The sequence below is a fragment of the Ruegeria sp. CI1 genome, from assembly GCF_056536925.1.
Genome location: NZ_JBQFQP010000005.1, coordinates 154073 through 176438, shown reverse-complemented (window position 1 = coordinate 176438; position 22366 = coordinate 154073). Strand labels below are relative to the sequence as shown.

Below are 22366 nucleotides of genomic sequence, written 5' to 3'. Positions count from 1 at the left end.
GTCATGGCAGAGCCCATCATCAAAATGCGCGGCGTCAACAAATGGTATGGCAACTACCACGCGCTGCGGAATATCAATTTTACTGTCAACAAGGGCGACAGGATCGTCGTCTGCGGGCCGTCCGGTTCGGGTAAATCCACCATGATCCGCACACTCAACTGGCTTGAGGCGCATCAGGAAGGGCAGATCATCGTCGACGGGATCGAGCTGCACCAGAAGATGAAGGATATCAACAAGGTTCGGATGGAAGTTGGCATGGTGTTCCAGCACTTCAACCTGTTCCCGCATCTGTCGGTCTTGCAAAACCTGATGGCCGCGCCGATGTGGGTGCGCGGTGTGCCCGAAGCCGAGGCGCGCGAAACGGCGATGAAATATCTCGAACGAGTGCGTATTCCCGAGCAGGCTGACAAATTTCCGGGCCAACTGTCAGGCGGCCAGCAGCAGCGTGTGGCCATTGCCCGGTCGCTGTGCATGAACCCCAAGGTGATGCTGTTTGACGAACCGACCTCGGCCCTGGATCCTGAAATGGTGTCAGAGGTTCTGGACACCATGGTCAGCCTTGCCCGCGACGGGATGACCATGGTGTGCGTGACGCACGAGATGGGCTTTGCCAAGGCGGTCGCTGATCGCGTGATCTTTATGGATGAAGGTCAGATCATCGAAGAAAACGATCCCGTGAACTTCTTCGACAATCCGCAAAGCGAACGCACCAAATCCTTCCTGAGCCAGATTCTGCAACACTAAGCCCATGCCTGAATTCGTAAAGATGCAGGGTCTACGCAATCACTTTGTGATCGTGGACGCCCGAACCACGCCCTATGGCCCGACGCCCGAAGAAATCATCTGGGTTTGCGACCCGAAGGTGGGTGTGGGCGCGGATGAGCTTGTGGTTCTGGAACCGTCGGACCGGCCTGACGTGATTGCCGATCTGCGGATCTACAACATCGACGGGACCGAGGTGCAGGCCTGCGGCAACGCCACCCGCTGCGTGGCCTGGTTGCTGCTGGAGGAGGCCGGGGCTGACGAGATCACCCTGTCCACCAGGGTTGGCCCTCTGCGCGCCAGGCGCCGCGGGGATCATCTGGTGCAGGTGGAGATGGGGGCATTGACGCAGGACTGGCAGGCGATGCCACTGAGTACACCGCAAGACATGATGGCATTGCCCGTGGGTAACGGGCCGCTGCAAAACCCGGTGGGCGTAAGCATCGGCAATCCTCATGTGGTGTATTTCACGGACGATCTGGATGCAGTGGATCTGACAGCCTTGGCCCCGGACATCATGGCCAACCCGATTTTTGTCGAAAGTGTTAATGTGGGTCTGGTTCAGATGCTGTCCCCATCCCAGATGCGGCTGTCAGTTTATGAACGCCCCGGCGTTCTGACCACAGCCTGCGGCTCGGGTGCCTGTGCGGCGGTGCAGGCGGCGCGGCTATCGGGCCGCACCGACCAGTCAGAGGTTCAGGTTCAAATGCCCGCCGGAAAAGTCACAATCCGCATCCGGTCTGACGAGGTGGCCGAGATGACCGGACCGGTGGCCCATTGCTTTACCGGGCAATACCGGTTTTCGGGGTGAATTCGCTTCAGCCCCGGTGCGAGATTTTCAATTTCCAGCCAAACTTAAGGTTGGCAAAGAATGAATACGGAACGAGAGGAGTGATCGCCATGCGGACAGGCGGACAGGTGCTGATCGATATGCTGCGGGTCAACGGGGTCGAAGCCATATTTGGCGTGCCCGGCGAAAGCTATCTGGCCGCGTTGGATGCGCTGCATGATTGCTCGAACACGCTGAAATACTACACCACCCGGCAAGAGGGCGGCGCGGCCTTCATGGCGGCGGCTTACTCGGATGCGACCGGCAAGCCGGGTGTGTGTTTTGTCACCCGGGGTCCGGGGGTGACCAATGCCTCGATCGGGGTGCATACCGCCCAGCAGGGCTCGACCCCGCTGATCCTGCTGATCGGGCAGATCCCACGCGCCCATCGTGACAAAGAAGCGTTTCAGGAGGTCGATTATCGCCGCTATCTGGGTCATATGGTCAAATGGGTGGCCGAAATCGACGATCCCGCCCGCATTCCAGAATATCTCAACCGTGCTTTCCGCACGGCGCTGTCCGGGCGGCCCGGTCCAGTGGCGCTGGCCTTGCCCGAGGATATGCTGGCCGAACCAACCGACACGCCCGATCTGCCCGCAATCAAGCTGACCCCTCCGTCACCTTCCCCTGCGGATATGGAGCAGGTGGCTGACCTGCTGGCGCAGGCCGAACGCCCCCTGCTTTTGCTGGGCGGCACCTGCTGGACCGAGGACGGGCACACCGCCGCTCTTCGATTTGCCGAGGATCACGGCTTGCCGGTCGCGGTTGGGTTTCGCAGGCAGGGGCTGTTTCCCCATGACCATCCGAATTTCATCGGCAACCTGGGCTTTGGCGGCAATCCGATGCCAAATGAATATGCCAAATCCGCCGATCTGGTGATTGCACTGGGTGCACGGCTGAACGATGGCACCACGCTGAAATTCAGCCTGATCAAGGCCCCGCAACCAGCCTGTAAACTGGTTCATATCCTGCCGGGGGCCGAAGATCTGGGGCGGCTTTATCATGCCGATTTGCCCATTCTGGCCGACCCGAACGAGGCGGCGAAATCACTGGCTCTGCTGCCGGTGGCCAAGCGGCACTCTCCCGCGCAGGCGCGTGCGGATTATGAGGCGATGCGGTCACTGCCAGCACAGCGCGGCCCGGTCGATATGGCCGAGGTGATGCGCGTGCTCAACACTACGCTGCCCGATGAGACCACCATGACCACAGGCGCGGGCAACGCCGCAGACTGGCCCAATATCCACTTCAACTACCGTCAGTTTCTGGGCGCTCTTGCGCCGATTTCGGGCGCAATGGGCATGGGGGTTCCGGCAGCGGTGGCGGCCAAGGTGGCGCGACCCTATGCACCAGCCGTTTACATCGCAGGTGATGGTGATTTCCTGATGAACGGGCAGGAGCTGGCGACGGCGGTACAGTACGGCCTCGATCCTATTTTCATCATCGTCGACAATGGCTCATACGGCACGATCCGCACCAATCAGGAACGCAAGCACCCGGGCCGTGTGTCGGGCACATCGCTGACCAACCCCGATTTCGCCGTCGTGGCGCAGGGCTATGGCGCTCATGGCGAGCGGGTGGAAACCACCGCTGAATTTGCGCCTGCACTGGAACGTGCGCGGGCCTTGGGCAAGGCCGCCGTTATCCACATTCTGGTGGGACCGGACAGCCTCGGCCCCAACCTGACGCTGGCCGATCTGGCGGAGGCGTCCTGATGCTGTCAAGCCTCGTCGATGCCCTTCCCCCATCGCCCATTATTGGCGTTTTCAACAAAGCCTATGAGCTGCGGCAAGCCGGGGCCGATCTGATCGATTTTTCTGTGGGCGAGCCAGATTTCGACACCCCCGTCCATATCTGCGAGGCCGGGGTTGCGGCCATCCGCGCGGGCGAGACACGCTATACCCCCACCGATGGCACCGGTGCGGTCAAAGCGGCTGTGATCGAGAAATTCCAGCGCGACAACGGGCTGGCATTCACCACTTCGGAAATCATCGTCTGCTCGGGCGCGAAACCCCTTTTGGCCTCGGCCATTCAGGCGGTGTTAAACGCAGGGGATGAGATGATCTTGCCGGTGCCACTCTGGGCTTCGCATCTGGGGATGGTGCAGGCGGTGGGCGGTGCTCCTGTGCTGGTCGATACGGCTGCGACGGCATTCAAGCTGACGCCCGAGGCGCTGGAGGGTGCAATCACGCCCCGTACCCGGTTGCTGATGCTCTGTTCGCCATCGAACCCGACTGGCGCGGTTTATTCGGCGGTCGAGCTGGAGGCGCTGGCACAGGTTCTGCGCAGGCACGCCCATGTCAATGTGATCTCTGATGACCTTTATGAACATATTATCTTTGACGGGGCTGAGTTTGCGACGCTGGCGGCCACTGTGCCCGATCTGCAAGATCGTATCCTTACCGTTAACGGTGTGTCGAAATCCTATGCCATGACCGGCTGGCGCATCGGCTATGCGGGCGGGCCGGATTGGTGGACAGGCGGTATTCGCAGCCTGTTCAGTCAGACCAATGGCGGGCCATGCTCGGTCTCTCAGGCCGCTACCGTGGCCGCGCTGACAGGGCCGCAGGATTTCCTGAAAGACTGGTGCGCCACCTATCAGCACCGCCGGGATGTGGCCCTGGCCGGGCTGGCCCAGATTGAAGGTTTGACCACACAGAAACCAGGCGGTGCGTTCTATCTGATGCCCGATTGCGGAGCGCTTTTAGGTCTCGCGACACCGGATGGCGCGAAGCTGAACAACTCAACCGATCTGGCAGCCTATCTGATGGATCATGGGGCAGTTGTCGTGCCCGGTCCGGGGTTCTCCTGCGATCCGTTTTTCCGTATGTCGATCGCAACCTCGGAAGACAATATCGTCGAAGGGGTCAACCGAATGAAAACCGCCATCGAGAGGCTGAGCTGATGCCCCCCAGATTCGATCAATTCGCCGCCGAGCTGAGCTATGACGATCTGCCTGAAGCGGCGCTGTGGACCTTGCGCCGCTCATTCACCGACACAATGGGCGTCGCCGCCGTGGGGGCCACGACCGAATTGTCAGGGATTGCCCGGCGCACCGCACCGTTGATTTTTGGTGCGGGCAGTGCCGGTGGGGCGCGCATGCTGATGGATGGTCGGTCGGTCAGCCCCGTCGGGGCTGCCATGGCTGGGGCCTTTACCATAGACAGCATCGACGCACATGACGGGACGACCCCCTGCAAGGGCCATGCGGGTTCCGCCATCTTTCCGGCACTGATCGCCATGGCGCAGGCCAGCAATCAGGATATTGACGGCAAGCGCTTTGCTGAAATCCTCGCTGCTGCCTATGAAATCTCATACCGCGCGGGTCTGGTGCAGCACGCCACCTGCGCCGACTATCATACCTCAGGGTCCTGGACCGCCGTCGGCGTGGCCGGCGCCGGGGCGAAACTGCTGGGTGGCAGCGCGGAACAGATCCGCCACGCAGCTGGCATCGGCGAATATCATGGGCCTCGCAGCCAGATGATGCGCTGTATTGACCACCCGACCATGCTGCGCGACGGGGTCGGCTGGGGTGCACCTTCGGGCGTAACAGCGGCCTATCTGGCGATGGAGGGGTTTACAGGCGCACCCGCGCTAACCTGCGAAGGCGAGGACGGGGCTGAATTCTGGTCCGATCTGGGACAGGGTTGGCGCTTGATCGATCATACCCACTACAAAGCCTACCCTTGTTGCCGCTGGGCGCATCCCTCGCTGGATGCCGTGCATGACATGATGGCCGAGCATGGGTTTACCCATGAGCAGGTGGAAAGCGTCGAAATCCGCACCTTCCACTATGCCACCCGTCTGGCCGGGCATGAGCCGCAAAATCAGGATGAATTCGCCTATGCCATCGCCTTTCCAGTGGCTGCAATGATCGTGCGTGGTCAGGTTGGCGTGCCGGAATTGACCGATGGGGCCCTGCGCGACCCGGATATCCTGCGCATCAGTCGGGCAACCCAACTTATCGACGACGCGGAAATGACCCGCATTAGCATCGAAAAGCGTTGGGCGCAGGTAACGATTGTACTCAACGACGGTCGCCGGATCGAAGACAATCCCCGCACCCCGCGCGGTGATGCAGATAATCCGCTGAGCGACAGTCAGATCACTGAGAAATTCCATCTGCTGGCTGATCCGGTTTTGGGCAAGGAACGGGCCACCGAAATCCATGATCTGTCAGCGCAGTTTGATCATCTATCAGCGCCTGAACTGAAACGCCTATTGGCCTTGTGTACCACGAAACTCTGAGCTGAAAGCGCTGGGAGCCGCTGAAAATTCACCTTAGGGTCCGTTTGTCACCGCAAGTTCAGGTAGTCAGATGTCACGCAAGATTCCGCCCTTTGCCGCGATCCGCGCCTTCGAGGCCGTTGTCCGGCTAGGGCGCAATGTAGAAGCCGCTCAGGAACTCAATATCACCGGTTCTGCGATTAGCCATCAGATAAGATCTCTGGAGGCATTTGTTGGCACGACCTTGCTGGAACGCGGAACCAACCAGGCGGCTGAACTGACGGCAGAAGGCAAGGCCTTGTACGAACCGATACGTCAGGCGCTGGACACGCTTGATGCGGCTTTTGCGAAATACACGGACAAAAAAAGCGACCAGTCTGTTTCGGTCCATATGTACCAGTCACTGGCGAATATGTGGTTGATCCCAAAGCTGCCTAACCTGCGCGAAGCTGCCCCCAACGTGAAGATCAATATCATCACGATGCCCGAGGAAATCACACTGAGTGGCAGCGATATCGACATGGCCATTGTTTATGCAGACAAACCGCCGCAGGAGGCCCGTTGTATCAAACTGTTTGACGAGGTGATACAACCAGTTTGTTCCCCTGATTACCTGTCGGCGCGAGGATCAGTTCCATCGCCCGAAGAGTTGCTGTCCGAACCGTTGATCCGAAGCCGGCATCATGTAAACGAATGGGGCCTCTGGTTTTCCGCAGCGGGTCTGACTGAAACTGCGTGGAAACCGATTGCCGAAATGGATAATCGCTCGAACGCGTTGCAGGCCGCACAAAGCGGGTTGGGTTGGGCCATGGATCGCCGACCTTTTGGCGAAGAAGGTCGGCGCAAAGGAAATCTGGTCGCGCCACTGGAATTGAGCCTGCCAACAGGCAACGCGTATTATCTTCTGACCTCATACCGAGCCGATGGTTCACGCGTCGTAACGCAGTTCCGCAATTGGCTATTGCGTATTTGTGCCAGGGAATTTCAGCTTAGCTAACTGTCCTATTCTGGACATCCCGCAGCGCTTGTGCAGCATGGGCAGGCCAGTGCGGCTGTTATGCATAGAAAGCCAAGTTTGCAAAGTTTGACCCGTTTCCCGACAGCAGCCATTCGTTTAGCGTGCGGCGAAAGCCGGGCGAGAGCCCAAAGCGATCACTGAATATTTACGAAATCCGGACGACTGTGGGATAGGATGCCGCGAGAAGCGCGGCAATTTCGCACAGCTTTCAGCAGTCAATATTTGGTGCCGACAGATGGCTATGGTCTTTGGCGCTGATTGGCGTCTTATCGGCTCAAGACTTTGAAAACGGCCTGTTTGTCCAGAAATCAAGCAACATTTTCGCTATCTTGGTCTGGTGATGGGCATAGACCACCACGTCGAGCTTTTCCTGGCCCAGTTGGTTGCGTAGGGAGATCAGCTCGCCGCTTTCAATTTCCTTGTGCACCATGCTGAACGGCAGCCAACCAACACCGAGACCGTTCAGGATCATTTCCTTTGCTCCACTTGAAAAGGCCGTCTGGCAAACGGGGTTTTTGCTGAAATCGGCGGTTCCGAACGGGAGTTTGCTTTTGTTCAATGCTTCGCCGAAATAGCTGTTTTCGGGATAGACGATCACTGGCGTATCCAAAGGCACGTCGCCGTTTCCGCGCACTGCATACCGCAATCCGCCACCGATGACCGGAACGAGGTAGTCGTGACCCCAAGTGCCGCGACGTATGCCTGCTCCGAACGGCATTGGGGCGACGTTTCGCGCCTCATAGCATAGCAACATGTTGGTATCGCCGCGCAGGAACAGAGTGACGCAATCGTTCAGATTGGCAGTCCTGAGGCGAAAACGGAGCCCCTTGAACGTGGCACGTGCACGCAATGCCATATCAGGGAAGGTGGAGACGACCGATGCGTGTGTCGCGGCGATCGTCACAATCGAAACGGTGGGGTCATGTTGCGCAATTTTTGTGCGCAGGTCATTTAGCCTTGCGATCAAAGAGCGGATTTCGGCCTCGTTAGAGGCCAGTGCTGGACTGATCTCGACCCGGTTCGATTTGCGATCGAGAACTTCAATCCCCAGCCACTCCTCAAAACTGCGAATACGCCTTGAGAACGCTGGTTGTGTGATGTTTCTGCGGGCCGCGGCCCGCGTCATGTTCCGCTCTTCCAGAAGGGCCAGAACATCATCAAACCACAGCATATTCATCCGCACCTCCCGAGTACCCAAACAAAATGTATGAGCAGCCTGCGAAATATGCACTGTTTTTCTTCTTTTTCTTTTGAAAGTGTTTGGCTGTAGGCAAAAGCAGGGAGAGTGTGGTGGCGGAGACAATTCAGATGACCGGCGGTGACAAGATGGTCGCGCCGGAGATGGTTTTGAGCATGTGCAAGGAATTATCGCTGACGCTGGCGAAATTTCCCCGGGTATCGCTTGGTCATCTTCCTACGCCGTTGGAGCCGATGGATCGCCTGAGCGAGGCTTTGGGTGGTCCTCGGTTTTGGGTCAAACGGGATGATTGCACTGGCCTCTCGTCGGGTGGGAACAAGACCCGTAAGCTGGAATTTCTGATGGCTGACGCAGTCCAGAAAGGCGCAGATACAATCATCACGCAAGGGGCGACGCAATCTAATCACGCGCGTCAGACAGCAGCGGCGGCCGCAAAACTTGGCCTTGCGTGCCATATCCTGCTTGAGGATCGTACGGGTTCCAATGACCCGAACTATATTCTGAATGGAAACGTCCTGTTGGATCGATTGCATGGTGCCAGTGTCTCCAAGCGTCCCGGTGGCGCAGACATGAACGCCGAGATGGAAGCCTGCGCTGCGCAGATGAAGTCAGAAGGCAAAAACCCTTACATCATCCCGGGCGGTGGATCGAACCCGATCGGGGCATTGGGCTACGTGAACTGCGCGCGCGAGTTATGCGAACAGGCCGCCAATGCCGGGTTGAAAATTGATGCGCTGGTACATGCGACCGGCAGCTCGGGCACACAAGCCGGATTAGTCGCCGGTCTTGCCGCCCTAGAAAGTGACATTCACCTTTTGGGCATCGGCGTGCGGGCCCCGCAAGACAAACAGGAAGGCATGGTCCATGATCTGGCCGTACGTACTGTCGAGTATATGGAGACGGGTACGCCCATTGCGCGCGAAAATGTGCGCGCAAACTGCGACTACGTCGGTGCAGGATATGGTCTTCCGACCAAAGGGATGATTGACGCGCTCAAGCTGTTGGCCCGCACCGAAGGGCTTCTGTTCGACCCGGTCTATTCCGGTAAAGGGTTGGATGGTCTCATCGACCAAACCCGCAAAGGCTATTTCGACGGCATGGACAATGTCGTCTTTCTGCACACCGGCGGAAGTGCAGCCCTGTTTGGCTATCCCGAAACTTTCGAACTTCCTGGCTACGTGGCCTGAAAATATACAAAAAAACCAACAAGGAGATATCAAATGACACTAAAAAAATACTTGATCAGCGCGGCTTTGGTTTCAGCTCTCGGCGCACCACTCGCCGCTGAAGAGGTTAAGATCGGTGTTCCCACATGGACCGGAGCACAGGCTATTGCTCATGTCTTGGGTGAGATCGTGACCACTCGCATTGGCGGCACGGTGGAGTACGTGCCTGGTAACAATGCTACGATTTTTCAAGCGATGGATCAGGGTAAGGGTGACATCGATGTTCATCCAGATGTATGGTTGCCAAACCAGGAAGCGTTCACCAAGCAATATGTTGATGGTGCCGGCACAGTGACGTTGTCATCGAACCCCTATCAGGGCAATCAGGGTTTCTGTGTCTCCAAAGACTTTGCCGCAGAGATGAATATCACCGACATCGCGGATCTTGGACGCCCCGATGTGGCGGCTGCGATGGACAGCGATGGCAATGGTAAGGGTGAAATGTGGATCGGTGCACCCGGCTGGGCCTCGGCCAATGTGAACGAGGTAAAGGTGCGCGACTATGGCCTGTTGGATTTCATCGACCCGATCCGCGCCGAGGAAGCTGTAAAGACCGCGCGCATCAAGGACAGTATAGCCAAAAACGAAGGATATGCCTTCTACTGTTATGAGCCGCATGCTGTCTGGTACATGTTCGACGTGGTGATGCTGACCGAACCGACTTATGACCCCGAAAAATACGTCATGGTGCAGCCCTCCGACGATCCTGATTGGTACAACAAGTCGATGGTTGCCAGCAAGGACGCCCTGAAGGAAGTGCAGATCGCCTGGTCCAACTCGCTTGCAGATCGCTCGCCGGCGATTGCGGAGTTCTTCGCGAACTTCTCCCTGACCGCCGATGACGTGAGCTCGCTGGCCTTCGAGATCAGTGCCAATGGGCGGGATGCTGAGGAAGTTGCGGCCGAATGGGTTAACGCCAATTCCGAGCGCGTAGATTCGATGCTGGGTCTCTGAGCCAGGCCAAAAAACAACGGGCAGCACCTAGCGGTGCCGCCCCACTTGAAGGCACGCACGGGTGGGCGGATGAGCGACGAGACTGTAATCGAAATTTCCAACATCTGGAAAATCTTCGGGGCAAAACCCGAGGCCGCTCTTGAAGCCATTCGTGCGCGGGGGCTGACCAAGGCTGAAGTCCTTGCTGAATTCAACGCGGTGGTGGGCGTGGCCGATGTCAGCCTCGACGTCAAACGCGGTGAGATCTTCTGTATCATGGGCCTATCAGGGAGCGGCAAATCCACACTCGTGCGCCATTTCAATCGCCTGCTCGAACCAACGGCCGGCAAGATCGAGATCGAAGGCACGGACGTCATGGCGCTCGGCACAAAGGAACTTCAGGCTTTCCGCAACCGAAAAATCGGGATGGTCTTCCAGAACTTTGCGCTGATGCCCCACCGTTCAGTCCTTGATAACGTAGCAATGCCCCTGGAAATCCGCCAGGTCGCCAAGAACGAGCGCATGCGGCAGGCGGCCGCCATTCTCGACATTGTCGAATTGGGGGCTTGGGGGTCGAAATTCGCTCACGAACTCTCTGGCGGCATGCAGCAACGTGTGGGGCTTGCCCGTGCGCTCGCGGCCAACCCTGATGTTCTATTGATGGATGAGCCCTTCTCCGCACTTGATCCCCTGATCCGGCGACAATTGCAGGATGAGTTCATCCGGCTGTCCAAAATCCTCAAAAAGACCACGATCTTCATCACTCATGATCTGGATGAGGCCGTCCGTATAGGAGACCGGATTGCGATCATGCGTGATGGCAAAATGGTGCAGATCGGCTCGGCTGAGGACATTGTCATGCATCCCGCTGATGACTACGTTGCTGATTTCGTGGCCGGGATATCGCGCCTGAAGGTGGTGCATGCTCATGCGGCGATGCAACCCTTGGACAGCTACCTCGCCACGCACGGCCCGCTGCCCGCTGACATCGACCGGGTGGACCACAATGAGACGCTTTCCGCTTTAATTACGCGAGCCATCGACGATGAACGGCCGGTTCTGGTGTCCGAAGGCGGCGAAGACAGAGGTGTCATCACTCGCGCAGATCTGTTGCGCACCGTGATTGAAGGGACGGAAATGTCATGAGCGAAGATCTTGGTGTGAACCCCCTTGAAGACACAGAAAGCGAAGCCGCGCAGGCCTACGCCGAGGAACGCCGCGAGAATATCCGCACCTTTGTGCGCACAAGTCCCGACTACTACATCCGCAACTTCGACAAGATCGGTTCGTCCGCGCGCTTTACGGCAACCTTCAATGTGATGGCCGGGCTTTTTGGTCCGATCTGGTTCGGCGCACGCGGACTTTGGTCATGGGCATTGGCCTTTCTTGTCGTCGAGGCAATCGGCTTTGTGCAGATAGCGCGGGGCCTATTCGGAGATCTGGGAGCGGATGCGCTGGCCCGTGTGACCTCGATCGAAGGTACGCTCGATTTGCGCTACCAGCAGCTTGCTGCAGCTCAAGAAAGCGGCTCGGATCGAGCCGCCGCAATCCAGCGCCAGATCGAAGGGCTGGAGGCCAACATTGAAGGTTTCCGCGCCGAGGCAGAGCTGCTCGCCGCGCAAGGTCCGTCGATTGCACTCACCGGGGTTATCATCTTGCTTGTGGCTAAGCTCATACAGGCTGTGGCCGCCAACTGGGCACTGGAGGCCCGGTTTTCTGACTGGCTCTCAGATCGCGCCATTCGCTCTGGCATGCCGGTCAGTCAGATTGTTTTCAGCGCGGGTTTCATGATCTTGTTGGTCGCGACCGCAATGATCCACTACAGTTTCCCCGGCCGTTTTTCATTTCTCAGCGAGTTTCCGACGGACAACTCAATCCGCCTGGCCAGTATTGACAGCGTAGAGGGTTTTATCGCCTGGTGCGTCGCCAACAGTGTGGCGTTCTTTGAAGGGCTCACCGCGGCCATTCGCTGGTTGCTGGATGCCATGGAGGTTGCACTGGTTCAAACGCCTTGGATTGTGGTGGCCTCGCTGATCGTTCTGTTGACCTGGCTCACGGCTGGGTTGCGCATGGCTATATGGTCTGGTGCCTTTCTGGCCTACATGGGCCTTCTCGGCTTCTGGGAAAAAGCTATGACCACTTTGGCGCTTCTCGGCACTGCAGCGCTGCTTTCCATCGTGATTGGCATTCCTTTGGGCATGTTCTCTGCTCGCCGACCGCGGTTCTATGCTGTCATCCAGCCGATTATGGATTTCATGCAGACCATGCCTGCCTTTGTCTTCATGGTGCCTGTGATTGCCTTTTTTGGTGTTGGCAAGCCAGCGGCAGTGATTGTCACTATGATCTTCGGCGGGACACCTGTGGTACGCCTTACCGTTTTGGGTCTGCGCGGTGTTCCTGAAAGCGTGCGTGAAGCCGCGATCAGTTTTGGCGCCAACAAGTGGTACCTTCTCACCAAGGTCGATCTGCCGCTCGCCAGCCCCTCCATTCGCGCGGGCATCAACCAGACAATCATGCTGTCGCTGGCCATGGTCGTGGTGGCCTCGCTTATTGGCGCGAAAGGGCTGGGCGAAGACGTCCTTGAGGCGCTGCAATACGCCAATGTGGGCCAGGGTATCCTCGCAGGTTTTGCCATTCTCTTCTGTGCGATGATCCTTGATCGGATCGTTCAAGGTCAGCGAAAGTGATCCCCCTTGTCCTTGTTCATGGTTTCATGGGGGGCAGCGCACAATGGGATGGGTGTCGTGATGCCCTGCAGCAGTATACTGATGTGATTGCAGTCGACCTGCCTGGGTTCGGTGCAAATGCCTATCTGCCGCCAATTGACAGTATTGGCGGATATGCGGATTGGGTCGTCCGGCATCTCCGCGGCCTTGGAGTAGAGGAATATCATCTGCTGGGTCACTCCATGGGCGGTATGATCGCTCAGGAAATTGCCTTGCGCGAGGCTGAAAGGATTGACCGTCTTGTGCTTTACGCAACGGGCGCGGTCGGTGTTTTGCCGGGGCGGTTCGAGACCATTGAACACAGTAAAAAACGCGCTGCGGAAGACGGCCCGGCGGCCACCGCACGTAGGATCGCAGCGACTTGGTTTCTGGATTGCGAAGCTGCGCCAGGATATGAACACTGCGCCGGGATCGCCGCTCAAGCCAAACTGGCCGCCATAAATGCTGGGCTTGAAGCGATGCAATCCTGGTCAGGAGAGCAGAACCTTAGCCGGATCCGGCAGGAAACTCTTGTGCTTTGGGGCGATCAAGATCGGACATATCCGTGGAGCCAAATTCAAATGCTTTGGGAAACAATTCCCAATACATTGTTAGCAGTTGTGCCAGGTTGCGCTCACGCTCTACATGCCGAGAGACCTGATTTTTTCACACGTTTAATCTCCGACTTTTTGGACCGCTGAGCAATCCCAACAACTTGGACTTTTGCAGGGCGGCAGCCAAGATCAGCTTTGTCCGCAGTGTTCGTTTTCATCAGCTTGAGGAACGTGGTCTGCAATCGACCAAAAGCTGCCGAATGCATCCGCAGCACCTAAGCTGAGCGGCAATGTCGGCTCGGGGCTCTGACCGCCAGTCGGTGCCAGCCGCAGAGAATGGCGGCGCCGAGCCCGATGTGACCGATGCTGCGCGTCGTTCAAATGTCTGATATTCATTTGCGCAAGCGTCTCAATCAAACTGCACAAGCCCAATGAACCCATGCAAATGAAGCTGACATTATTAAATTTGATCTTTTCCGTGTGTTTCTCAATATCGTATCTCAAAACGAATGCGACGTACGCCAAGTCCGCTCATTTGAATGGTGCATGGGTCGCCACGTCCAAGGTCTCAACGGGAGTTTATTCGGATAGAGAGGTCGATGTTGTTGATCCTCTTGAAGGGATGCGGATCGTCATTGAGGGTCAGAACCTGCACCTTGCACAAGACGTCATTTGCTTAATTTCGCGAAGTTATCCAGAGGTTTTGGTCAACGACATGCGGACCTTTGGCTCGTTTGGAGGAGATTGGTCTGACCTTGGATTGATCGCGGCAGATGGTGAAAATTTCGAAGTTATTCGCCACGAAATGGAATGTCCGGACGCAAATCAACCGCGATTGTCAATTGTGGCGCAGCCTCAGCATGAAGTTGTCCTTCTAGGAGCCTTTCGTGTCTTTGTAAGGCTGCAGCCCTCGGAATGACACCCGATTGATCTATTTGAGTCTCCATATCCGCAAAAGCAGACGTAAGTTAGACCGTCCCAAAGGGAAGCTTCGTCCGCATAGCACCAGTTCCCCCAACTGCCGATATTGCTCTTGCAGCGAAAGTCCGGTCTGAGGAGCCGCACCGAAGCAACAACGGACGCTTGTCGAGGTCCAGTTGGCAGCGATCCACACCCAGCTCCGGGGACACCCGTCCCGGCACCGCAGTCAATCGGTGACTGAATGGCTATCGCGGCGCGGGAAGGCGACCATTTCGACGTCGGGGAACATGCTGTGTTTGACGTTGATCGACGTGATGTTGCCGCGGTCGTCGGTGTTGACGAAGAGCACCCCGCAGCGGTCCCAGAAGTTCTTGCCGTCTTTTTCGCCGGATTTGGCGTTCAGTTTCAGAGTTTGAGTAGCCATTTTTCGATCCTCACTTTGAGTGTTTCGATGAACATGACCAAAGCTGGCACCAAGGGACTGTCAGCGAGAAACTTGCCTCGCAAGGAATGCGCTGGCGCAGGGGAACTTTCTTGTTGAAGCGGGGCTTGCCTCGCGTCTGACACGGCTGCCTGCCTATGTTCAGCAATCGGAAACACGGCGTTGAGGATCTGGGTTCGGCACTAACAAACTGAACGGTCTCGTCATCCTGCGTCACAAGAACTGAGAACAAAAAATCCGCTGCGCCTTAACGGCTGTCACTCCTTCACTGCGGAACTTCAGTCGAATATGTTGTCAAAATCAGATGTGGAGCCCTTACTGCGTGTTCTGACCAATAGTTCCAGGTCGAGGGCTGCCAGCAGCGCCAGGATCGTGCCCAACAACGGCGGCGGCGAATGGATGATCGTGCACGGCTCAAGGCCAAACTGAGATCGAAGAGTTCGAAGCGTTGAAATTTTTCATGTGCCTTTTCAAAGAAGGTGCGCGACGTTCCCGACGATGAAATAGGAAACCAGGAATCAGGTCATCAAAAAATGACGCTCGACGAAAAGTGGAGCCCTTGGCCTTCACCCACCATGGATTTTCCAATTCAGGAGATCGAGAGTACAGATCGAGCATGAAGCGCCACACAAAAGGTGGGCTGAAAACAAGGCGATCCCTACAAATTATTGAAATACATTATTAATAAGTATTTGGTGCGGGCGGTGGGACTCGAACCCACACGGCACAAGGCCTTCGGATTTTAAGTCCGATATGTCTACCATTCCATCACGCCCGCATCGGCCTGTGGCTGAACAAGCTCTACTCAGTCACGGAAAGATGCTCAACGTGATATCGTGATGATCACCAAGATTTTTTCCGACCGTTTCAGATATCCTGCCCCTTTGGCGCCAGCGGCCCGCCCGGGGCGGCCAGTCCGCGCTCGGGCAGCCAGGGGTTCAGCTCCAGCGCCCTGGCCATGTCCCGCCGCGCCTCGTCGAACCGTTGCAGGCCCATCAGTGTCAGCGCGCGCCCGCTGATCGCCGCGATATGGCGCGGCGACAGTTCGATGGCACGGTCCAGATCGACAAGCGCCGCCGGGAAATCCTGCCGCAGAAAGTTGACAAAGGCGCGCTGATTGTACCCTTCGGCATAGTCCGGGCAATAATCGATCAACCGGTCGAAATCCTCGCGTGCGCCCAGCAGATCCCATGCCTCGCGCTTCGACATGCCGCGATCCAGAATCGCCTGCGACTGCTCGTTCGGCGCATCCGCCCAGAACTCCCACATCTGGTTCGAGATGGTCCGCGCCTCGGTCTCGTTCGGCGCATTCTGTATCTCGGCGATCAACCGCCCCAACCCCTCGGAATGGTCGGGCGCGTCAGGACAGGTTTCTGCCAGCACGGCGCTGGCGGCAAAGGCGGGCGCAACAAGCACGGAAAGAAAGCGTTTCATGACCCAATGCTGACGCAACTCACGTCCGCGTCAACTCACATTTTCGAGCGAGCCCAGCAAACCCGCCTCTTTCACCGCTTCCATCGCCACGAAGGTCGAGGTGCTGGACACATGCGGCAACGAGGAAATCTTCTCGGCCATCACTGCGCGATATTCCGACATCGACCGTGTGCGCACCTTGAGCAGATAGTCGAAATTGCTGGCAATCATATGGGCTTGCTCGACCTCTCCGATCTTGCGCACCGCCGCGTTGAACTCGGCCAGCGCCTTTTCGCGGGTATCCGTCAGGCGCACCTCGACAAAGGCCACGTGATCCAGCCCCAGCCGGATCGGATCGATCAGCGCGCGATAGCCGGTGATGATCCCGTCCGCTTCCAGTTTCTTCAGCCGCGCCTGCGTCGGCGATTTCGAAAGGCCGATCCGCCGCGCCAGATCGGCAACCGAGATTCGCCCGTCCCCGGCCAGTGCCTTGAGAATGGCACGGTCGAAGCGGTCCAGGTCAGGCAAGTCGTTTTGCATCGAATTGCGTCCAAAAATCAGGTCATTGAACCATTATTAGCAACTCTTCGGGCGATTGTCCCGTATATCTCGCGGTATACTACGCAAAACGCCCGGAGAAACCATGAAACACGACCTGCGCTTGCTGATCGACAGCCAGACCTATGCCGATCAATCCGACATTCTGGCCGCCCTGACCAAACAGGCGGCCCTGACCCCCGCCGACCGCACCGCCATCTGTGGCTCTGCCGCTCAGCTGGTGCGCGACATCCGCTCCAGCACAGCGCCGGGGTTGATGGAGGTGTTTCTGGCCGAATACGGCCTGTCGACCGACGAAGGCATCGCCCTGATGTGCCTGGCCGAGGCGTTGCTGCGCGTGCCCGATGCCGACACTATCGACGCGCTGATCGAAGACAAGATCGCGCCGTCGGACTGGGGCAAGCATCTGGGCCATTCCTCGTCGTCGCTGGTCAACGCCTCAACCTGGGCGCTGATGCTGACCGGAAAGGTGCTGGATGAACGCAAGGCCGCCCCGGTCAGTGCCCTGCGCGGCGCGATCAAGCGTTTGGGCGAGCCGGTGATCCGCACCGCCGTGGGTCGCGCGATGAAGGAAATGGGTCGTCAGTTCGTGCTGGGCGAGACCATCCAGTCCGCCATGAAACGCGCCAGCGGGATGGAATCCAAGGGTTACACCTATTCCTACGACATGCTGGGCGAGGCCGCGCGCACCGAAAAGGATGCCGCCCGTTATCACCTGTCCTATTCGCGCGCCATTGCCGCCATTGCCGAGGCCTGCACCCACAAGGACATCCGCGAAAACCCCGGCATCTCGGTCAAGCTCTCGGCCCTGCATCCCCGCTATGAGGTGGCGCAGGAAAAACGCGTCATGGACGAGCTGGTACCCCGCCTGCGCGCGCTGGCGCTGCTGGCCAAGGCCGCCGGAATGGGCCTGAACGTGGACGCCGAAGAGGCCGACCGCCTGTCGCTGTCGCTGCAGGTGATCGAAGAGGTCATGGCCGAACCGGCGCTTGCGGGCTGGGACGGCTTCGGCATCGTGGTGCAGGCCTACGGCCCCCGCGCCGGGCTGGTTCTGGACACGCTCTACGAGATGGCCGAACGCCACGACCGCAAGCTGATGGTGCGACTGGTCAAGGGCGCCTATTGGGATACCGAGATCAAGCGCGCGCAGGTTGCCGGCATCGACGGCTTCCCCGTCTTCACCCAAAAGGCAGCAACCGACATCTCCTACATCGCCAATGCCCGCAAGTTGCTGGGCATGACCGACCGCATCTATCCACAGTTCGCCACCCACAACGCACACACCGTTTCGGCAATCCTGCACATGGCGCAGGACGGACAGCCATTCGAATTTCAGCGTCTGCACGGCATGGGCGAAACCCTGCACAGCCTGGTGAAAGACCGCCAGAACACCCGCTGCCGCATCTATGCGCCCGTCGGCGCGCATCGCGACCTTCTGGCCTATCTGGTGCGCCGCCTGCTGGAAAACGGCGCCAACAGCTCGTTCGTCAACCAGATCGTCGACGAAAACGTTCCCCCCGAAGAGGTCGCCGCCGATCCCTTCGACACCGTTCAGAAACCCGCAAAGAACCTGCCCAAAGGCCCCGAGCTGTTTGCCCCCGAGCGGGTCAACTCCAAGGGCTTCGACCTGCATCATGTACCCACTCTCGACCAGATCGAAAAGGCCCGCGCCCCGTGGCTGACGCACCAGTGGAATGCCGCTCCCCTGCTGGCGGACGCTGCTGCGCCCGAAGCCTCCAAGGACGTCACCAACCCCAATGACGGCGGCGTCATCGGCACCGTTTCCATGTGCAGCCCCGAAGATATCGAACTGGCGCTGGCCTCGGCCAACACGTGGGAGGCCACGCCCGCCGAACGCGGCGCGATCCTGAACAGGGCCGCTGACCTGTACGAGGCGCATTTTGGCGAAATCTTTGCCATCCTCGCCCGCGAGGCCGGAAAATCCATCCCCGACGCCGTGGCCGAACTGCGCGAGGCAGTGGATTTCCTGCGCTACTACGGCGCCAACGCACCGACGGCCAAACCCGCCGGGATCTTCACCTGCATCAGCCCGTGGAACTTCCCGCTGGCCATCTTTACCGGACAGGTCGCGGCGGCGCTTGCCGCAGGCAACGCCGTGCTGGCCAAACCCGCTGACCAGACCCCGCTCATCGCCCACCGCGCGGTGCAACTGATGCACGAGGCGGGCGTGCCCCGTGCCACGCTGCAACTGATGCCTGGCCGTGGCAGCACCGTCGGCGCGGCGATCACCTCGGACCCGCGGGTGAACGGTGTGGCCTTCACCGGCTCGACCGCCACCGCCCTGCGCATCCGCAAGGCGATGGCCGAAAACCTGACCCCCGGCACACCGCTGATCGCCGAAACCGGCGGCCTCAACGCCATGATCGTCGACAGCACCGCCCTGCCCGAACAGGCGGTACAGGCTGTGATCGAAAGCGCCTTCCAGTCTGCGGGCCAGCGCTGTTCCGCCCTGCGTTGCCTCTATCTGCAAGAAGACATCGCAGATGACGTGCTGACCATGCTTCAGGGCGCGATGGACGCACTCAAGGTCGGCAACCCCTGGAACCTTTCCACAGATTGCGGCCCCGTCATCGACGAAGGCGCGCGTCAGGGCATCGCCGATCACGTGGCCAAGGCCCGCACCGAAGGCCGCGTCCTGAAAGAACTGGCCACACCGCCCCAGGGCACCTTCATCGCCCCCACGATGATCGAGATCCCCGGCATTGCCGCGCTGGAAGAGGAAATCTTTGGCCCGGTCCTGCACGTGGCCCGGTTCAAATCGCATGAAATCGACAATGTCATCGCCGATATCAACGCCACCGGCTATGGCCTGACCTTCGGTCTGCAAACCCGCATCGACGACCGCGTGCAGCACGTGACCGAAGCGGTGCATGCGGGCAACATCTATGTCAACCGCAACCAGATCGGCGCCATCGTTGGCAGCCAGCCCTTCGGCGGCGAGGGGCTCTCGGGCACCGGCCCCAAGGCGGGCGGCCCGAACTATCTGGCCCGCTTCTGCGCCCCCGACCGCCGCAATGGCGGCGCGGCGTGGGCTACCGTCATGGCGGATCTGCCCAGGCCGACCGGCACACCGGCGGCGGTAAAAACCCACACGCTGCCCGGCCCGACCGGCGAGTCGAACCGGCTCAGTGAAATCCCGCGCGAACCGCTCCTGTGCCTCGGCCCCGACGCCGACACGGTGCGCCAGCAAGCCGAAAGTGTCTTTGCCCAGGGCGGCACCGCGATCTGCGCCACCGGCGCGCTCGACCTGCACAAGCTCGAACATATCCAGGGCATCTCGGGCGTCCTGTGGTGGGGCGACGATGAGACCGGGCGCGAGATAGAGCGTCACCTGGCCCGACGCGCCGGCCCGATCCTGCCGCTCATCCCCGGCAAGCCCGACCGCGCCCGCGTGGTGGGTGAACGCCATGTCTGCGTCGACACCACCGCCGCGGGCGGCAACGCGGCACTCCTGGGAGGTGCGGCATAACCTGACTTGACGCTGGGCCACGAAAGGCCCAGCGTCCCCCCATGATACCGATACGCGACCACAACCCGTCAGGGCGCACGCCTTATGTCGTCTACGCCCTGATCGCCGCCAATGTCCTGATTTTCCTCAGCTATGTGAGCATCATGGACAATGACCGGCTGCTCACCCGCTTTTTCTTCGACTATGCCGTCATTCCGGCGCGGGTGGCCGACGGCTATGGCCTGCAAACGCTGGTCACCTCGATGTTCCTGCATGGTGGCTGGATGCATCTGGCGGGCAACATGCTGTTCCTCTGGATCTTCGGCGACAACCTCGAAGACGAGATGGGCCATGTGCCGTTCCTGATTTTCTACCTCGCCAGCGGCATTGCGGCAGGGCTGGCGCATGTGGTCTCGGCGCCGGGCTCGCTGGTGCCCACCGTCGGCGCATCGGGGGCCATCGCCGGTGTCATGGGCGGCTACCTGCTGCTGTTTCCCCGGGCGCGCGTCGATATCCTGCTGATCCTGATCGTCTATGTCCGCATCATCACGATCCCGGCCTTCATCATGCTGGGCGTGTGGCTGGGCATGCAGTTCCTCGGCAGCCTCGCCTCCGACCCCGATCACGGAGGCGTCGCCTATTGGGCGCATTCGGGCGGCTTCGTGATCGGGCTGGTCTTCTGCATCCCGCTCTGGCTCAGGCGCGGCGGACGCCACTATTGGCAGCGCACGCACGGTCAGCCGCCCCACCCCGAACACGCTTACAAACTGTCCCGATCCCGCATTCCAAAGGTGCCCCGCCGATGACCCGCCTGAAAGCCACCTGCCATTGCGGCGCTGTCGAGATCGAGGCCGAGTTCCCGCAGGGCCTCGCTTCGGCTACCCGCTGCGACTGCTCCTTCTGCATCCGCCGGGGCGCTGCCGCCGTCACCGCCATCGCCGCTTCGCTCAAGGTTCTGAAAGGCGCCGACAACCTGACGCTCTACACCTGGGGCACGCATACGGCCAAACACCATTTCTGCAAGACCTGCGGCATCTATGTCTATCACCAGCGACGCACAAACCCGGCCGAATGCGGCGTCAACCTGGGCTGTATCGAGGGCGGCAATCCCCGCACCCACGGCCCGATTCCGTGGACCGACGGCGTCAACCACCCGTCAGACCGCTAGGTCGCCCCCGCCGCTTCATCTTTTCGAAAATACTCCCGCAGGAGGCACCGATGCCCAGCATCGGTTTTTGCGGATCAGCCCCGGATCACCTTGGCGAAATGGTCGAAAATCGGCTCGTTGGCACAGATCACCTCACCATCCGACAAGATGCTGCCCTTGGGGTCAAGCGGCTCGCACAGCCCGCCCGCCTCTTTCACGATGATGATGCCCGCTGCCAGATCCCAGGCGTTCAGACGACGTTCCCAGAAACCCTCGTACCGGCCCGCCGCCACATAGGCCATGTCCAGCGCCGCCGCACCCCAGCGCCGCACCCCGGCGCAAGCCGGCATCAGCCGCGCCAGATCCTGCAGCGTTGCCGGCAGATCGGACCGCCCGCCAAACGGCAGACCGGTGGCAAAGATCGATTCGATCATCCGCTGCCGGCCCGAAACGCGAATGCGCATGTCGTTCATCCACGCGCCCTCGCCCTTTTCGGCAAAAAACATCTCGTCCTTGGCGGCATCATAGATCACGCCCGACACGATCTTGCCCTTGTGCTCCAGCGCGATCGAGATCGCCCAGTGCGGCAGCCCGTGCAGAAAATTGGTGGTCCCGTCCAGCGGATCGACGATCCAGCGCCGGGTCGGATCTTCGCCTGCGATCCCGCCACCTTCCTCGGCCAGCCAGCCATAGGTCGGGCGCGCGCCCATCAGTTCCTCTTTCAGGATCTTCTCGGCGGCGATATCGGCCTTCGAAACGAAATCCCCCGCCCCTTTCATCGACACCTGCAGGTTCTCGACCTCACGAAAATCCTTGACCAGAGAACGGCCCGCCTTGCGCGCGGCCTTGATCATGATGTTGAGATTCGCACTGCCATTCATTGTCGTGGGGCTCCTGTCCGGTCAAACCGCGCGTATACTGGGGCAAGGCGGGCTTGCCAAGGGGCATGATGCGCATAGCTGCCCCC

The 22366-nt window shown here is 59.4% G+C and carries 20 protein-coding genes and 1 tRNA gene; 15 read left to right on the top strand and 6 right to left on the bottom strand.

Features of this window, described 5'->3' with window-relative positions:
* Window positions 1–3 precede the first annotated feature (3 nt).
* The 6 genes from ACR0LZ_RS07855 to ACR0LZ_RS07830 all read left to right on the top strand — a co-directional run bounded on the left by ACR0LZ_RS07855 (window position 4) and on the right by ACR0LZ_RS07830 (window position 6812).
* Window positions 4–744, top strand: a complete 741-nt coding sequence (locus ACR0LZ_RS07855) for an amino acid ABC transporter ATP-binding protein (RefSeq protein WP_480749236.1) — start codon at window positions 4–6, stop codon at window positions 742–744.
* A 4-nt stretch (window positions 745–748) separates the two neighbouring features.
* A complete protein-coding gene (gene dapF / locus ACR0LZ_RS07850; protein WP_480749235.1) occupies window positions 749–1573 on the top strand; it encodes a diaminopimelate epimerase in 825 nt (274 codons plus the stop codon).
* An 89-nt stretch (window positions 1574–1662) separates the two neighbouring features.
* Window positions 1663–3303, top strand: coding sequence for a thiamine pyrophosphate-dependent enzyme (locus ACR0LZ_RS07845; RefSeq protein ID WP_480749234.1), 1641 nt, complete (start codon window positions 1663–1665; stop codon window positions 3301–3303).
* Window positions 3303–4493, top strand: coding sequence for a pyridoxal phosphate-dependent aminotransferase (locus tag ACR0LZ_RS07840; protein WP_480749233.1), 1191 nt, complete (start codon window positions 3303–3305; stop codon window positions 4491–4493). Before ACR0LZ_RS07845 ends, ACR0LZ_RS07840 begins: the two co-directional genes overlap by 1 nt.
* Window positions 4493–5836 carry an MmgE/PrpD family protein gene (locus ACR0LZ_RS07835; RefSeq protein WP_480749232.1) on the top strand — a complete coding sequence of 448 codons (1344 nt, stop codon included), beginning with the start codon at window positions 4493–4495 and terminating at the stop codon, window positions 5834–5836. Before ACR0LZ_RS07840 ends, ACR0LZ_RS07835 begins: the two co-directional genes overlap by 1 nt.
* Window positions 5837–5906: 70 nt before the next feature.
* Complete coding sequence (locus ACR0LZ_RS07830; RefSeq protein ID WP_480749231.1) at window positions 5907–6812, top strand: LysR substrate-binding domain-containing protein; 906 nt, start codon at window positions 5907–5909, stop codon at window positions 6810–6812.
* Between the two features lie 295 nt (window positions 6813–7107).
* On the opposite strand, the gene ACR0LZ_RS07825 is transcribed toward ACR0LZ_RS07830, so the two are convergent.
* Complete coding sequence (locus ACR0LZ_RS07825) at window positions 7108–8136, bottom strand: LysR family transcriptional regulator (protein WP_480749230.1); 1029 nt, start codon at window positions 8134–8136, stop codon at window positions 7108–7110.
* A 68-nt stretch (window positions 8137–8204) separates the two neighbouring features.
* Between ACR0LZ_RS07825 and cuyA the strand changes: the two genes are divergently transcribed.
* From cuyA to ACR0LZ_RS07795, 6 genes are all read left to right on the top strand, one after another.
* Complete coding sequence (gene cuyA, locus ACR0LZ_RS07820) at window positions 8205–9218, top strand: D-cysteate sulfo-lyase (RefSeq protein ID WP_480749337.1); 1014 nt, start codon at window positions 8205–8207, stop codon at window positions 9216–9218.
* Between the two features lie 33 nt (window positions 9219–9251).
* Window positions 9252–10211 carry an ABC transporter substrate-binding protein gene (locus ACR0LZ_RS07815; RefSeq protein WP_480749229.1) on the top strand — a complete coding sequence of 320 codons (960 nt, stop codon included), beginning with the start codon at window positions 9252–9254 and terminating at the stop codon, window positions 10209–10211.
* 69 nt (window positions 10212–10280) lie between these two features.
* Entirely contained in the window at window positions 10281–11336 is a 1056-nt protein-coding gene (locus ACR0LZ_RS07810) for a betaine/proline/choline family ABC transporter ATP-binding protein (RefSeq protein ID WP_170506780.1), read from the top strand.
* Window positions 11333–12877: an ABC transporter permease subunit gene (locus ACR0LZ_RS07805; RefSeq protein ID WP_480749228.1), complete on the top strand. Its 1545-nt coding sequence runs from the start codon at window positions 11333–11335 to the stop codon at window positions 12875–12877. Before ACR0LZ_RS07810 ends, ACR0LZ_RS07805 begins: the two co-directional genes overlap by 4 nt.
* Window positions 12874–13596, top strand: a complete 723-nt coding sequence (locus ACR0LZ_RS07800; protein WP_480749227.1) for an alpha/beta fold hydrolase — start codon at window positions 12874–12876, stop codon at window positions 13594–13596. Before ACR0LZ_RS07805 ends, ACR0LZ_RS07800 begins: the two co-directional genes overlap by 4 nt.
* Window positions 13597–13894: 298 nt before the next feature.
* Window positions 13895–14368, top strand: a complete 474-nt coding sequence (locus ACR0LZ_RS07795; protein ID WP_480749226.1) for a hypothetical protein — start codon at window positions 13895–13897, stop codon at window positions 14366–14368.
* A gap of 228 nt (window positions 14369–14596) precedes the next feature.
* Here ACR0LZ_RS07795 and ACR0LZ_RS07790 read toward each other — a convergent pair whose 3' ends face one another.
* The 4 genes from ACR0LZ_RS07790 to ACR0LZ_RS07775 form a co-directional block, all read right to left on the bottom strand.
* Window positions 14597–14794, bottom strand: coding sequence for a hypothetical protein (locus ACR0LZ_RS07790; RefSeq protein ID WP_480749225.1), 198 nt, complete (start codon window positions 14792–14794; stop codon window positions 14597–14599).
* A gap of 711 nt (window positions 14795–15505) precedes the next feature.
* A tRNA-Leu gene (locus ACR0LZ_RS07785) sits at window positions 15506–15590 on the bottom strand.
* A gap of 89 nt (window positions 15591–15679) precedes the next feature.
* Complete coding sequence (locus ACR0LZ_RS07780; RefSeq protein WP_480749224.1) at window positions 15680–16246, bottom strand: tetratricopeptide repeat protein; 567 nt, start codon at window positions 16244–16246, stop codon at window positions 15680–15682.
* Window positions 16247–16276: 30 nt separating this feature from the next.
* Window positions 16277–16765 carry an Lrp/AsnC family transcriptional regulator gene (locus tag ACR0LZ_RS07775; protein WP_480749223.1) on the bottom strand — a complete coding sequence of 163 codons (489 nt, stop codon included), beginning with the start codon at window positions 16763–16765 and terminating at the stop codon, window positions 16277–16279.
* Window positions 16766–16868: 103 nt separating this feature from the next.
* Here ACR0LZ_RS07775 and putA point away from each other — a divergent pair, with 103 nt between their 5' ends.
* Genes putA through ACR0LZ_RS07760 form a run of 3 tightly spaced genes read left to right on the top strand, consistent with a single transcriptional unit; the run spans window position 16869 to window position 21420 of the window.
* Window positions 16869–20273, top strand: coding sequence for a bifunctional proline dehydrogenase/L-glutamate gamma-semialdehyde dehydrogenase PutA (gene putA / locus ACR0LZ_RS07770; RefSeq protein WP_480749222.1), 3405 nt, complete (start codon window positions 16869–16871; stop codon window positions 20271–20273).
* Window positions 20274–20314: 41 nt separating this feature from the next.
* Window positions 20315–21058, top strand: a complete 744-nt coding sequence (locus ACR0LZ_RS07765) for a rhomboid family intramembrane serine protease (protein WP_480749221.1) — start codon at window positions 20315–20317, stop codon at window positions 21056–21058.
* The gene (locus tag ACR0LZ_RS07760; protein ID WP_480749220.1) at window positions 21055–21420 is read left to right on the top strand and encodes a GFA family protein; all 366 of its coding nucleotides are present in this window, start codon (window positions 21055–21057) and stop codon (window positions 21418–21420) included. The genes ACR0LZ_RS07765 and ACR0LZ_RS07760 overlap by 4 nt, the downstream gene beginning before the upstream one ends.
* A gap of 74 nt (window positions 21421–21494) precedes the next feature.
* Here ACR0LZ_RS07760 and ACR0LZ_RS07755 read toward each other — a convergent pair whose 3' ends face one another.
* Window positions 21495–22280 (bottom strand): inositol monophosphatase family protein, encoded by a 786-nt coding sequence (locus ACR0LZ_RS07755; protein ID WP_480749219.1) that lies wholly within the window; start codon window positions 22278–22280, stop codon window positions 21495–21497.
* Between the last annotated feature and the right edge of the window lie 86 nt (window positions 22281–22366).

Excerpts from the sequence above, each read along its gene's own strand:
- ACR0LZ_RS07855 (WP_480749236.1), top strand. The coding sequence starts at position 4 with ATGGCAGAGCCCATCATCAAAATGCGCGGCGTCAACAAATGGTATGGC.
- dapF (WP_480749235.1), top strand. The coding sequence starts at position 749 with ATGCCTGAATTCGTAAAGATGCAGGGTCTACGCAATCACTTTGTGATC.
- ACR0LZ_RS07845 (WP_480749234.1), top strand. The coding sequence starts at position 1,663 with ATGCGGACAGGCGGACAGGTGCTGATCGATATGCTGCGGGTCAACGGG.
- ACR0LZ_RS07840 (WP_480749233.1), top strand. The coding sequence starts at position 3,303 with ATGCTGTCAAGCCTCGTCGATGCCCTTCCCCCATCGCCCATTATTGGC.
- ACR0LZ_RS07835 (WP_480749232.1), top strand. The coding sequence starts at position 4,493 with ATGCCCCCCAGATTCGATCAATTCGCCGCCGAGCTGAGCTATGACGAT.
- ACR0LZ_RS07830 (WP_480749231.1), top strand. The coding sequence starts at position 5,907 with ATGTCACGCAAGATTCCGCCCTTTGCCGCGATCCGCGCCTTCGAGGCC.
- ACR0LZ_RS07815 (WP_480749229.1), top strand. The coding sequence starts at position 9,252 with ATGACACTAAAAAAATACTTGATCAGCGCGGCTTTGGTTTCAGCTCTC.
- ACR0LZ_RS07810 (WP_170506780.1), top strand. The coding sequence starts at position 10,281 with ATGAGCGACGAGACTGTAATCGAAATTTCCAACATCTGGAAAATCTTC.
- ACR0LZ_RS07805 (WP_480749228.1), top strand. The coding sequence starts at position 11,333 with ATGAGCGAAGATCTTGGTGTGAACCCCCTTGAAGACACAGAAAGCGAA.
- ACR0LZ_RS07795 (WP_480749226.1), top strand. The coding sequence starts at position 13,895 with ATGAAGCTGACATTATTAAATTTGATCTTTTCCGTGTGTTTCTCAATA.
- ACR0LZ_RS07790 (WP_480749225.1), bottom strand. The coding sequence starts at position 14,794 with ATGGCTACTCAAACTCTGAAACTGAACGCCAAATCCGGCGAAAAAGAC.
- ACR0LZ_RS07780 (WP_480749224.1), bottom strand. The coding sequence starts at position 16,246 with ATGAAACGCTTTCTTTCCGTGCTTGTTGCGCCCGCCTTTGCCGCCAGC.
- ACR0LZ_RS07775 (WP_480749223.1), bottom strand. The coding sequence starts at position 16,765 with ATGCAAAACGACTTGCCTGACCTGGACCGCTTCGACCGTGCCATTCTC.
- putA (WP_480749222.1), top strand. The coding sequence starts at position 16,869 with ATGAAACACGACCTGCGCTTGCTGATCGACAGCCAGACCTATGCCGAT.
- ACR0LZ_RS07765 (WP_480749221.1), top strand. The coding sequence starts at position 20,315 with ATGATACCGATACGCGACCACAACCCGTCAGGGCGCACGCCTTATGTC.
- ACR0LZ_RS07760 (WP_480749220.1), top strand. The coding sequence starts at position 21,055 with ATGACCCGCCTGAAAGCCACCTGCCATTGCGGCGCTGTCGAGATCGAG.
- ACR0LZ_RS07755 (WP_480749219.1), bottom strand. The coding sequence starts at position 22,280 with ATGAATGGCAGTGCGAATCTCAACATCATGATCAAGGCCGCGCGCAAG.